This window comes from Novosphingobium album (ex Hu et al. 2023), assembly GCF_022832385.1.
Lineage (GTDB): Bacteria > Pseudomonadota > Alphaproteobacteria > Sphingomonadales > Sphingomonadaceae > Novosphingobium > Novosphingobium album.
In genome coordinates this window covers 106995-118833 of the sequence record NZ_JALHLE010000024.1, presented here as the reverse complement: position 1 = coordinate 118833, position 11839 = coordinate 106995, and the positions used below count along the sequence as shown (strand labels likewise).

At 65.0% G+C, this 11839-nt stretch carries 11 protein-coding genes; 4 read left to right on the top strand and 7 right to left on the bottom strand.

Annotated features, from left to right (window positions below):
* On the bottom strand, positions 1–1774 hold a 1774-nt coding region (gene mutS, locus MTR64_RS15405), incomplete at its 3' end, for a DNA mismatch repair protein MutS (RefSeq protein ID WP_243995204.1).
* A 115-nt stretch (positions 1775–1889) separates the two neighbouring features.
* Between mutS and MTR64_RS15400 the strand changes: the two genes are divergently transcribed.
* The gene (locus MTR64_RS15400) at positions 1890–4151 is read left to right on the top strand and encodes an NADP-dependent malic enzyme (protein ID WP_243995202.1); all 2262 of its coding nucleotides are present in this window, start codon (positions 1890–1892) and stop codon (positions 4149–4151) included.
* Positions 4152–4193: 42 nt separating this feature from the next.
* Here the strand turns inward: MTR64_RS15400 and MTR64_RS15395 are convergent, their stop codons facing one another.
* On the bottom strand, positions 4194–5567 hold the full coding sequence (locus tag MTR64_RS15395; RefSeq protein WP_243995200.1) for a dicarboxylate/amino acid:cation symporter: 1374 nt from the start codon (positions 5565–5567) through the stop codon (positions 4194–4196).
* Between the two features lie 103 nt (positions 5568–5670).
* Between MTR64_RS15395 and nadC the strand changes: the two genes are divergently transcribed.
* Both nadC and MTR64_RS15385 read left to right on the top strand, forming a co-directional pair.
* Positions 5671–6531, top strand: coding sequence for a carboxylating nicotinate-nucleotide diphosphorylase (gene nadC, locus MTR64_RS15390; RefSeq protein WP_243995198.1), 861 nt, complete (start codon positions 5671–5673; stop codon positions 6529–6531).
* Entirely contained in the window at positions 6528–7220 is a 693-nt protein-coding gene (locus MTR64_RS15385) for a ribonuclease T2 family protein (RefSeq protein WP_327194281.1), read from the top strand. The genes nadC and MTR64_RS15385 overlap by 4 nt, the downstream gene beginning before the upstream one ends.
* A gap of 3 nt (positions 7221–7223) precedes the next feature.
* On the opposite strand, the gene MTR64_RS15380 is transcribed toward MTR64_RS15385, so the two are convergent.
* Positions 7224–7679 carry a nucleoside deaminase gene (locus MTR64_RS15380; protein ID WP_243995195.1) on the bottom strand — a complete coding sequence of 152 codons (456 nt, stop codon included), beginning with the start codon at positions 7677–7679 and terminating at the stop codon, positions 7224–7226.
* Positions 7680–7793: 114 nt separating this feature from the next.
* Here MTR64_RS15380 and rpmB point away from each other — a divergent pair, with 114 nt between their 5' ends.
* Positions 7794–8078, top strand: a complete 285-nt coding sequence (gene rpmB / locus MTR64_RS15375; RefSeq protein ID WP_243995193.1) for a 50S ribosomal protein L28 — start codon at positions 7794–7796, stop codon at positions 8076–8078.
* Between the two features lie 88 nt (positions 8079–8166).
* Here rpmB and MTR64_RS15370 read toward each other — a convergent pair whose 3' ends face one another.
* The 4 genes from MTR64_RS15370 to xseA are packed head-to-tail and all read right to left on the bottom strand — an operon-like array spanning position 8167 to position 11838.
* Entirely contained in the window at positions 8167–9177 is a 1011-nt protein-coding gene (locus tag MTR64_RS15370; protein ID WP_243995191.1) for an esterase-like activity of phytase family protein, read from the bottom strand.
* Between the two features lie 56 nt (positions 9178–9233).
* On the bottom strand, positions 9234–10118 hold the full coding sequence (locus tag MTR64_RS15365; RefSeq protein WP_243995189.1) for a M23 family metallopeptidase: 885 nt from the start codon (positions 10116–10118) through the stop codon (positions 9234–9236).
* Positions 10115–10318, bottom strand: a complete 204-nt coding sequence (locus MTR64_RS15360; protein ID WP_243995187.1) for a DUF2093 domain-containing protein — start codon at positions 10316–10318, stop codon at positions 10115–10117. Before MTR64_RS15360 ends, MTR64_RS15365 begins: the two co-directional genes overlap by 4 nt.
* Positions 10319–10344: 26 nt before the next feature.
* Complete coding sequence (xseA, locus tag MTR64_RS15355; RefSeq protein WP_243995185.1) at positions 10345–11838, bottom strand: exodeoxyribonuclease VII large subunit; 1494 nt, start codon at positions 11836–11838, stop codon at positions 10345–10347.
* Position 11839: the final 1 nt, after the last annotated feature.

Sequence of the window (11839 nt, the reverse complement as noted above, 5' to 3'; positions counted from 1 at the left end):
GCCTGCCGCCCTCGATTTCCAGCGACAGCCCTTCGACCACCTGCGGGCGCGTCCAGCCGCCCTCGGCGGCCCGCTCGGCCTGCCCGGCGGCAACGTCGATGCGGGCCAGCGCGGCAGCCGTCCGGGCGATCTGCCGCCGTGCCGCCACGGCCTCGGCGACCAGTTCCTCGAAGTGGGCTTCTTCGGCCGCCAGTGCGTGCGCGCCCGCTTCGGTAATGCGGCTGGCTTCCTCGTGCAGCGCCAGCGCATTGAAGCGCATGGCCCCCGCCATCGTCTGACGGTGAGAGAAACCGCTATCCGGCTCCATCAGCTTGTCGGCATGGCGCTGAGGCACTTCGATGAAGTAGCCGAGCACATTGTTGTGCTTGATCTTGAGCGCCGCGACGCCGGTTTCCTCGCGGTACTTCGTCTCGAGCGCGGCGATGGCGCGGCGCGCATTGCCTGACATCACACGCAGCTCGTCAAGCGCGGCATCATAGCCGCTGGCGATATAGCCCCCTTGCCCGCGCTCGGTCGGCGGAGAGGGCACAAGCGCGCGCTCGAAATGGTCAACCAGAGCGCCATGGCCGCCCAGCTCGGGCAGCAGGACTTCCAGCAGAAACGGCAGGCCGTCACGCCGCGCCAGCCGGTCAGCCACCGTGCGCGCACCGGAGAGGCCATCGCGCAACTGGCCGAGGTCGCGCGGACTGCCCCTGCCCGCAACGACGCGGCCCAGCGCGCGCCCGACGTCGGGCAGGGCCCGCAGGGCTGTCCGCAAATCCTCGCGCAGCAAGGCATCGTCGTGGAGCCACTCCACCAGTTCCAGCCGCTCGGCAATCGCAGCACGATCCGTCAGCGGTGCCGCAAGATCCTCTGCGAGCTGGCGCGCGCCCGCGCCGGTCACGCAGCGGTCGATGGCGTCAATCAGGCTGCCCTTGCGCCCGCCTTGCGAGGATTCGAGAATCTCCAGACTGGCCCGCGTCGCCTCGTCCATCGCAAGGGTAGCCTCGCCCGCTCGTGCTTGCGGCGGCAGCAGCAAGGGCAGGTTCCCGCGACCGACATGGTCCAGATAGGCAATCAACCCGCAAGCGGCCGCCAGCATTGGCCGCGTGAAAGTGCCGAAGCCATCCAGTGTGGTCACGCCGTGGATAAGTTTGAGCCGCTCCTCGCCGCCTTCCGAGGAAAATTCGTGACCCGAACGGGCAATAGCCTCTTCCGGCGCCAGTTCCCAGCCATCGGGCACCACCAGTTCGCGAGCGCCCAGACGCGCGAGTGTAGCGCCGAGACGGTCTGGCGCGCATTCCTCAAGCTCCATCTGCCCGGTCGAGATGTCGCAGGCCGCGATGCCCACCAGCCCCCGCATCGCACAGGCCGCCGCCAGAACATTGGCCCGGCGCGGCTCGAGCAGTGCTTCCTCGGTCAGCGTTCCTGCGGTGACGAACCGCACGATGCCGCGCGCCACCAATGCCTTCGAGCCGCCACGCTTTTTGGCCTCGGCCGGCGTTTCGGTCTGTTCGGCGATGGCGACGCGGCAACCGGCCTTGATCAGACGGGCAAGGTACCCTTCAGCCGCATGCACCGGCACACCGCACATCGGGATCGGCACTCCATTGTGCTCGCCACGCGTCGTGAGCGCGATATCCAGAATCGCGGCAGCCTTCCTGGCATCTTCGAAGAACAGTTCGAAGAAGTCGCCCATGCGGTAGAACAACAGGCAATCGCCAGCTTCCTCACGCAAGGCGAGGTACTGGGCCATCATCGGGGTCACGCCCTGGCTGCTTGAAGCTCCACTCATGGCGCCAGCGTTAGCGCCCCGTTTCTGCTTTTGTGAAGCGTAGCATTCGATCCTTTCCCCTATCGCGTGACGCCAACATCCGTTAGGGGCTCGGACGAAGCCGGGGAGAAATTACTTGTCCGAGAAAAGCAAGGTTCAGTTCACCGAGCGCGAAGCGCTGTTCTACCACGAGACGATCCGTCCGGGTAAGATCGAGATCATCGCCAGCAAGCCCATGGCGACCCAGCGCGATCTTTCGCTTGCCTATTCTCCCGGCGTGGCTGTTCCTGTGCAGGCGATCGCCGACGATCCGGCCCTTGCCTACAACTACACGGCCAAGGGGAACCTTGTTGCGGTGATCTCCAACGGCACTGCGATCCTGGGCATGGGCAATCTCGGCGCGCTGGCCTCGAAGCCGGTGATGGAAGGCAAGGCGGTGCTGTTCAAGCGCTTCGCCGACGTCGATTCCATTGACATCGAGCTCGCCAGCGAGAACGTCGAAGCGCTCATCGAAGCGATCGCGATGATGGAGCCGAGCTTCGGCGGCATCAATCTCGAGGACATCAAGGCACCCGAGTGCTTCATCATCGAGCAGACCCTGCGCGAGCGGATGAAGATCCCGGTCATGCACGACGACCAGCACGGCACCGCGATCATCGCGGCGGCCGGCCTGATCAACGCCTGCCACCTGACCGGCCGCAAGCTGGAGGACATCAAGGTCGTGGTGAACGGCGCCGGTGCCTCGGCGCTGGCCTGCACCTCGCTGATCAAGTCCGTCGGCGTGAAACACGATAACGTGCTCGTCTGCGACACGCGCGGCGTGATCTATCCCGGCCGCGAAAACGTCGACCAGTTCAAGTCCGCCCACGCGGTCATGACCGACAAGCGCACGCTGGCAGAGGCGCTGCAGGGCGCAGATGTGTTCCTGGGCCTTTCGGCCAAGGGCGCCGTCACGCAGGACATGGTCAAGGGCATGGCGCCCGAGCCGATCATCTTCGCAATGGCCAATCCGGACCCGGAAATCACTCCGCCCGAAGTCAAGGAAGTGCGACCTGACGCCATCGTCGCCACGGGCCGATCGGACTATCCGAACCAGGTCAACAACGTGCTGGGCTTCCCCTTCATCTTCCGCGGCGCGCTGGATGTCCACGCTACCGCGATCAACGAGGAAATGAAGATCGCCGCTGCCCGTGCCATCGCCGAGCTCGCCCGCCAGCAAGTGCCCGAGGAAGTGGCTGCCGCCTACGGTGAGACCCAGCAGTTCGGCCGCGAATACATCATCCCGGCTCCATTCGATCCTCGCTTGATGGAAGTCGTGCCCTCCGCCGTCGCCAAGGCGGCGATGGATTCGGGCGTGGCGCGCAAGCACATCGAGGATTTCGACGCCTACCGCCATGAGCTCAAAGCGCGCCTCAATCCCACTACGTCGGTGCTCAGCAACGTCTACGCGCAGGTCAAGGCGAACCCGAAGCGGTTGATTTTCGCCGAAGCCGATCACGAAGTGGTGCTGCGTGCCGCCATCCAGTACCGCGAATTCGGCTATGGCGAACCGATCCTGGTCGGCCGCACGCAACATATTCAAGACCTGATGGCCGAACTCGGGGTCTCTGATCCTGAAAGCTACCACATCGAGAATGCCGCGGTATCCGAGTACGTCGCACCGATGGTGGAGATGCTCTATGAGCGCCTCAAGCGCCGTGGTTTCCTCCAGCGCGACGTCCAGCGCATGTGCAATACCGATCGCAACGTCTTTGCGGCCGGTCTGCTCAAGCTGGGCGTGGGCGATGCGATGATCACCGGAATGACCCGCCCGTTCGCACAATCGATGAAGGAAGTGCGCCGGGTGCTCGATCCGGCCGAAGGCAAGCTGCCTTTCGGCATCCACATGCTGGTCGGCAAGACGCACACTGTGTTCCTGGCCGATACCACGATCAACGAACGCCCGAGCGCCGAGGAACTGGCGGTCATCGCCACCGAGACAGCTGCCGTGGCCCGCAAGCTGGGCCACGAGCCACGGGTCGCCTTCCTCAGCTATTCGACCTTCGGCAACCCGTCCGGCAAGTGGCTCGACACCATCCGTGGTGCCGTCCACATCCTCGACGAGCAGAACCCCGGCTTCGAATATGAAGGGGACATGGCCCCCGACGCCGCGCTCAATCCCAAGATCATGGCGCTCTATCCGTTCTGCCGCTTGTCTGCGCCAGCGAACGTGCTGATCATGCCCGGTCTGCAGTCGGCCAATATCTCGGCCAAGCTGCTGCGCGAGATGGGCGGCGCGACGAATATCGGCCCGATGCTGCTCGGCATGGAAAAGCCGGTGCAGGTGGTGCCGATGACGGCGATCGCACCGGACGTGCTGACGAGCGCCGTGCTCGCGGCAGCAGGCATTATGGGCTGATGCTGCTGGGCGGCGCCGGCCATGCCGGCACCGCCCGCAAATCTACGAAACTACGGCCTCGCCAGCATCCGGGGCAGAATTGGCAGTCGTCTGGGCAACAGCCAGGGGCTCTTCCGGCAGGGTCCCCGACAGCGCAGCCTTGAGCCGCGCATGATCAAGCTGGCCTTCCCAGCGCGAGACCACGACGGATGCCACGGCATTGCCGATGAAGTTGGTGAGTGCGCGACATTCGCTCATGAAACGGTCCACGCCCAGAATCAGTGTCATGCCCGCTACCGGCACCGACGGCACGATCGAGAGCGTGGCGGCAAGCGTCACGAAGCCCGCCCCCGTCACGCCGGCCGCGCCCTTCGACGACAGCATGGCCACGCCGAGCAACAGCAGCTGCTCGCCCAGCGAGAGATCCACGTTGCAGGCCTGCGCGATGAACAGCGCCGCCAGCGTCATGTAGATATTGGTTCCGTCGAGATTGAACGAATAGCCGGTCGGGATCACCAGACCGGCGACCGGACGCGAACAGCCGGCCCGCTCCATCTTCTCGATCAGCAGCGGCAGCGCGCTCTCTGACGATGAGGTGCCCAGCACCAGCAGCAGCTCGGCCTTGAGATAGGCAATCAGGCGGAAGATCGAGAAGCCCGCCCAAAGCGAAACCGCGCCGAGCACGACCACCACGAACAGGATCGAGGTGAAATAGAACGTGCCGACCAGAAACACGAGATTTGCCAGCGACTCCACGCCGTGCTTGCCGATTGTGTAGGCCATGGCGCCAAACGCACCCAGCGGCGCCGCTTTCATCACGATGGCAACAATCCGGAAGACCACCAGTGACAGATCTTCCAGCGCGGCAATGATGCGTTCACCGCGCGGTCCGATCAGTGGCAGCGCCACGCCAAAGAGGATCGCCACGAACAGCGTTTGCAGGATGTTGCCGTCGGTGAGCGCGGACAGCAGGCTTTCGGGGATCACGCCGAGAAGGAAGCCGACCACGGTATTCTCATGCGCCTTGGCGGCATAACCCGCGACTTTCGACGCATCGAGCGAGGCCGGATCGATGTTGAGCCCCGCGCCCGGCTGCACCACGTTGGCAACGATCAGCCCAACGAACAGCGCCAGCGTTGAAAAGGTGAAGAAATAACCAAAGGCCTTGGCCGCCACGCGGCCGACCGAGCCGAGATCGCGCATCCCGGCAATGCCGGTGACGATCGACAGGAAGATCACCGGCGCAATGATCATCTTCACGAGGTGGACGAAACCATCGCCGAGCGGCTTGAAGCCCTCTCCCGTCGCCGGGCTGAAATACCCCAGCATTGCCCCAGCCACGATGGCGATGAGCACTTGCGTATAGGTGTGGGCGTACCACGGCCTGGCGCGTTCGGCTTGCGGGTCTTCGGCCGCGTGAAGCAATTCTGGGTGCATTGCACAAAAGCTAACGATTCAGCGGCCTTTCGGCAATCACGCATCTTCGGCCCATTCGCGCACCACTCGACATTCGCCCCCCGATGCGCAAGAGAGCCAGCCCATGAACGCATTCTCCATTCCCGGCTTCGATCTGGCCGCCTTCATAGATGCCACCCTGGCCGAGGATCTCGGCGTGGGCCTTACCGGCGGCGGTCATGACGTCACTTCGGAAAGCGTGATCGACGCGGATGCCCGGTTTTCCGGCGTGATGGATTCGCGCGACGCCATCACAGTGGCAGGCCTGCCGATAGCGGCGGCCTTTTTTCGCAAGCTCGACCCTGCCATGGAGATCGAAATTCTCGTCCCAGAAGGTGCACGCGTCGAGCCCGGTGCAGACCTGATGCGCCTGACCGGAAATGCCCGCGCGATGTTGACAGCGGAGCGCTCCGCGCTCAACACTGTGCAGCACCTGTCCGGCATCGCAACGATGACCCGCGAATACGTCGATGCCATGAACGGCCACGCAACCCTGCTCGATACGCGCAAGACAACCCCGGGCTTGCGTCACCTCGAAAAGTACGCAACCCGCATGGGCGGCGCGCAGAACCACCGCATGGGCTTGTGGGACGCTGCAATGATCAAGGACAACCATGTGCTTGTCGCCGGAGGTGTCGGCGCCGCCGTAGCCCGCGCCAAGGCCGCAGGCGTGGCGCAGATCATTTGCGAGGTCGACCACCTCGAACAGATCGAACCGGCCATCGCGGCCGGAGCACACCACCTGCTGCTCGACAACATGGGCCCGGACATGCTGCGCGAAGCCGTGGCGCTGGTCGCCGGACGCGTACCCACCGAAGCTTCCGGCGGGGTGAACCTCTCGACCATCGGCCCCATCGCCGCCACTGGTGTCACTTACGTCTCGGTCGGTCGCCTGACCCAGAGCGCGCCGGCCGCAGACATCGGACTGGATTTCACACCGTTGTGAGAATTGCGGCCATCCTGCTGGCCCTGCTGCCTGCCCCGGTCATGGCGCAGGCTTATCAATGCACCCTGCCGCACAGCATCACGCCCATCCGCCCGGTTGCACCGGACGGCCCGGTGCGCAAGCTGCCGGTCACCGGCTATACACTCGCGGCAAGCTGGTCTCCCGACTACTGCAAGACCAGCGGCGATACCCGCTCCATGCAGTGCTCCCGCCGCAACGGGCGTTTCGGATTCATTCTCCACGGTCTCTGGCCCGAAGCGCTGGGCGGACCAGCCCCGCAATGGTGCGCCAGCGCACCTTTACCTTCGCAAGAAGTTGTGCGGCGCAACTTGTGCATGACGCCGTCGACCGGCCTGCTGGTGCACGAATGGCTCAAGCACGGCACCTGCATGACCGGCAAGCCCGAGAAATACTTCAACGTCTCCGCCATCCTGTGGCGCTCGGTCCGCTGGCCCGATGCCGATCTGCTCTCGCGCCGCAAAGACCTCACCGTGGGTGACCTGCGCAAGGCGTTCGTGACCAGCAATCCTGCCTGGAAGCCCGAATATGTCGGCGTGGACCTCAGCCGCACCGGATGGCTGCGCGAAGTGCGGCTTTGCTACGGAAAGGACTTCATGCCCAGGCGCTGCAGCCGGGCCCAATTCGGACCGTCAGACAAGGCCAGTCTGAAAATCTGGCGCGGCCTTTAGAGCTCAGCGACGTTCACGGAAGAAGCCTCGTAGCAGCTCTGCCGATTCGGTCTCGCCGATTCCCGGATAGACTTCCGGCCGGTGCAGGCACTGCTCATGCTCGAACACCCGCGCGCCATGTTCGACGGCCCCACCCTTGGGGTCTGACGCGCCGTAGTAAAGCCGGGCGATTCGCGCGTGGGCGATGGCGCCCGCACACATCGCGCAGGGCTCCAGCGTCACCCACAGCTCGCAGCCCTCGAGCCGTTCGTTGCCAAGCGCCCGGGCCGCGGCCCGAATCGCCTCGATTTCGGCGTGGCTGGTAGGATCGTGACGTTCACGCGGGCCATTGCGGCCGGTGGCGATCGCCTTTCCGTCCTTCACCACCACCGCGCCGATCGGCACTTCGCCCGAATCGGCAGCTTCGCGCGCTTGCGCCAGAGCCATCTGCATGTATTCGGGAAGCGGCCATTTGCTCATGGTGATGCGCTAGCGCGCTGAATTCCGCCATGCAACTTGACCTTGCAGGGGGGAATCGGTAAGGGCGCGCCTTCCCGTACAAACGGCAACAGATTTTTTCGAGCGAGAGTAGACATGTCCCGCATCTGCGAACTGACCGGCAAGAGCCGCCAGGTCGGCTGCAACGTCAGCCACGCCAACAACAAGACCAAGCGCGTCTATCTGCCCAACCTGCAGAACGTGACGCTTATGTCGGAAGCTCTGGAGCGCAGCTTCAAGTTCCGCGTTTCTACCCACGGCCTGCGCTCGGTCGAGCACAACGGCGGTCTCGACAACTGGCTGCTCAAGGCTTCGGATGCTAAGCTTTCGCAGCGCGCCCTCAAGGTGAAGCGCGAGCTCAAGAAGAAGCAGGCCGCCTGATTTTCCGGGCCCTTCGCAGGAAGGGCCGGTCAGGTTAGCCAACGATGGGCGTGCAGCAGCAGCTGTGCGCCTTTTCGTGTGTCAGCATTCAGCGCCTTGGCCAGGGCAGTCGCTTCGGATCGACTGACAGTTTCCAGAGCAACGTGCGCTGCAAGATGCGCATGCTGTTGTCGTCGGACATCAGCCAGACGGTAATCCTGCCGTCTGCCCCGGGCACCACGCCGATCGCCTCGAAATTGTCGACTGGAAGCACCGACGCAAGCGCAGCCAGTGGCGTCGAGTGCCAGACTTTGCCCGGCCGGATCTGCGCCGTGTCGGCGATCACGATTCGCCCGGCAAAGCGCATCGGCAGCGGCCAGAGCAAGCGCCGCATGAGAATGAGCGCGCGGCCGTCAGGCAGCAGCGCCATATCGACGACAGAGAAATTGTCCGGTCCGTCGAACATAATCTTGTGTCCGTCGCGGTGCTTGATGGGGTCGCCATCGAACAGCACGGCCTCGTGCAAGCGGTCGCCCCAAAGCGACCGCGGAGTCTCGCGAATCACCACGAAACGCCCGTCGGGCAGCCGCGCCATCGCTTCCGGGCCGGTATTGTCGCCCCAGGCGGCCATCGCCGCCGGCGAAACGCGCGCGTCCTCGGCCAGACGGGCGTTCAGGCGGACAATCTGATTGCCTCCCTCGAGGCCGAGCCAGTACCGGCCCGTGGCAGGGTCATGCACGGTGGCCTCGACATCGCGATATATCTTCTCCTGGCCACTTCCGGTAAACGTGATCTCGGCTACCTGGGGCGTTGAGGGCATCGTGCCGGGCGGAGAAAACCTGACGTATCCTCCGGCATCATTGAAGGCCCAGATGCGGCCGTCCGGTTGGGGGACCATAGAGGAGTAGCCATAGAAGCGCATGTTGCGCGAGCGCAGCTGCCAGCCCCCTTCGAACCGGAACGGCCCCAGATAGGAGGCCAGGATTCTCTTCGAAGGCATCGCCTGTGGAACCATGCGAATGCTAAGGTCATGGCGGCCCCAAGCAGGCCGGGGAGACCGCATCCACGTAAATGCCAGCAAGACCAGAAGCGGCAGCAGGAAAATGATGGAACGGCGCACCGTGCGCTCCTAGGGCGTTGCCACGGTGCCGCATGCTTGCCGGAAAATCATTTCCGTCAATTCATCGGCCCGGTGAACAGCAGAGGATCAAGCCGCGCATTCTCCCACTTGATAGACCAGTGCAGGTGCGGGCCGGTCGCACGCCCGGTCATGCCGATCCGGCCGATCACCTGCCCCTGCTTCACGTGATCGCCCTCCTTCACGAGGATTTGCGAGCAGTGCAGGAAAGCGCTGTTGAGCCCCATGCCGTGATCGAGCATCAGCAGATTTCCTTCGAGCGTAAAGGGCTTGTCCGCCGCCAGGATCACCACCCCGTCCGCAGGTGCCACGAACGGCGTGCCGCTGGCGCCCGATGTGATGTCGATTCCCGAATGATAGCTGCCCGGCTCCCCGCGATAGATCCGTTGTGAACCGAACCTGCCGGAAATGCGGCCCTTGACCGGCCAGATGAAATGCTCCCGCCAACCCTGAGCTTCCGTCTGCAGGGCCCGGGCCGCCTGAATGCGTGCGAGTTCCGGCCGCCGCAGTTCCATGAACGCCTCGGTAGGGCCTCCCGGCTTGCGGGGAATGTTGATGTTTTCGATTTTCCAGGCGCGAGGCGCAATCGTGATGGGTTGCGTGGTTACGCCGCCATCGGCAGCTGTCATCGCCAGCCTGGCGGTCCGCCCTGCATCACGATCGAATGCGGCAAACCATGCGCCGTCCGGCGCAATCGCGACGGGCTGGCCATCCAGCGACAGGGATTTCGTTCCTTCCGGCACTGTTCCGCGAATCCAGCCGCCCTGCGTCAGTTCGCCCGAATAGGCAAGATGCGCGGCGCCGGCCTGCGGCGGCGCGGCATGAGCCGGACTGCCGGCACCGCCCGTCAGCGCCAGCACGCTGCCAAGAACTGCAGTGGCGATCGTGGACAGCGATACGAGCGTAAAGGCGCGCAGCCTCATACCTGTCCGAGCAGCCGCCGGGTGGCGACCTCGGCGGTGGCGTAGGCTTCCTGATGGTCCACGCTCCAGTAGCGCAGGACTTCGAGATGCACCGGTTCACCCGTCACGGCGCAGGTCACGAAATGGCCGGGGCTGAGCACACGGAAGCCGTTGGGGCCATAGCTGAGCTTTGCGGGGCGGTCGGTGGAAGACATGAGCATGGGCATTTCCTAGCAAAGCCAGCCGGTCAGAACAAATCGCCTTGCCGCGATTCCGGCGCTTTCACGCGAACCGGCTTGCGGGCGGGCGGTGGGGGCGTCGGCGGCGGACTATGCCCTTCCCCGCCTGAACCGGTCGTGACCGGCAACTTGCCGTCGCGGAATTCGAGGACCAGCGCGGTTTCCTGAGCGGCCCGCTCGCGGCTGGTCAGAGCCTTCCCTTCAGGCGTGGTGACAAGCGCATAGCCGCGCTGGAGCGGCAGGCGAGGATCCAATTGCGGCAGTACGCGGTCTATTGGTGCCACAGCAGCGCGAGCGCGCTCAAGCCGGCGATCAAGAACAATGCGCGTCAGTCCGGCGCGTTCGAGGCGCTCGCTGCTCGCCGAAACGCGCTGGCGCAACAGGGGAAGTGAGAGCTTCGCCGCCGTCTGGCCGAGCCGTTCGCGCTTGGCGCGTTCCTGATCCTGCAACCCGCGGCGGAGGCGGTCGGAGAGTTCATCGAGCTTCTGCGCCTTGGCCGCGAGGATCGCCTCGGGCCTGGGCAGGCGCTGCACGCGCGCTTCCAGCCGTTCGCGGCCCAGCACAATCGGCCGCACCACGCTGCGGCGCTTGCGCAGCGCGAATTCGTCGAGCTGCGCCATCAGTTCGCCCCGCACCGGCACGGCCATTTCGGCGGCGGCGGTGGGCGTGGGTGCGCGGCGGTCGGCAGCATAGTCGCACAGGGTGGTGTCGGTCTCGTGCCCGACGGCGGAGATCACCGGAATCGCCGATTCGGCCACCGCGCGCACCACCGCCTCCTCATTGAAGCTCCACAGGTCCTCGATCGAACCGCCGCCACGCGCGACGATCACCACATCGGGGCGCGGCACCGGACCGCCGGGCGCAATTGCCGAGAAGCCGCGCACCGCGTTGGCCACCTGGCTAGCCGCTCCCTCGCCCTGCACCAGGACCGGCCAGACCAGCACCCGGCTGGGGAAGCGATCAGCGAGACGGTGGAGGATGTCGCGGATCACCGCGCCGGTAGGTGACGTCACGACGCCGATCACGCCGGGCAGGAACGGCAGGGCGCGCTTGCGCTCGGGCGCGAAGAGCCCTTCTGACGCAAGCCGCGCGCGCAGCTTTTCGAGCAGCGCCAGCAGCGCGCCCTCGCCCGCGATCTCCATCGTCTCGATGACGATCTGATACTTCGAACGGCCCGGATAGGTCGTCAGCTTGCCAGTGGCGATCACCTCGATCCCGTCCTCGGGCCGGAAGGCAAGACGCTGGGCGCCGCCGCGCCACATCACGCCGTCGATCACCGCCTTGTCGTCCTTGAGCGCACAATAGAGGTGGCCCGAGGCCGCCCGCTTCACCCCAGAAAGCTCGCCGCGCAGGCGCACGAAACCGAAGCGGTCCTCCACCGTGCGCTTTAGAATCGCCGAAATCTCGCTGATCGAGAGCGGGGCAGCGTTGTCCCCGGCGCCCTGCTTCGCTACCAGCCCCCCCGAACGACCATCATCGTATTCGTCGTCATTGAAAGGCACG

What these genes read in the sequence shown, in the direction of transcription:
- MTR64_RS15380 (WP_243995195.1), bottom strand. Translation starts at nt 7,679, where the DNA reads ATGAGCAAATGGCCGCTTCCCGAATACATGCAGATGGCTCTGGCGCAA.
- nadC (WP_243995198.1), top strand. Translation starts at nt 5,671, where the DNA reads ATGAACGCATTCTCCATTCCCGGCTTCGATCTGGCCGCCTTCATAGAT.
- MTR64_RS15360 (WP_243995187.1), bottom strand. Translation starts at nt 10,318, where the DNA reads ATGCTCATGTCTTCCACCGACCGCCCCGCAAAGCTCAGCTATGGCCCC.
- MTR64_RS15395 (WP_243995200.1), bottom strand. Translation starts at nt 5,567, where the DNA reads ATGCACCCAGAATTGCTTCACGCGGCCGAAGACCCGCAAGCCGAACGC.
- rpmB (WP_243995193.1), top strand. Translation starts at nt 7,794, where the DNA reads ATGTCCCGCATCTGCGAACTGACCGGCAAGAGCCGCCAGGTCGGCTGC.
- MTR64_RS15365 (WP_243995189.1), bottom strand. Translation starts at nt 10,118, where the DNA reads ATGAGGCTGCGCGCCTTTACGCTCGTATCGCTGTCCACGATCGCCACT.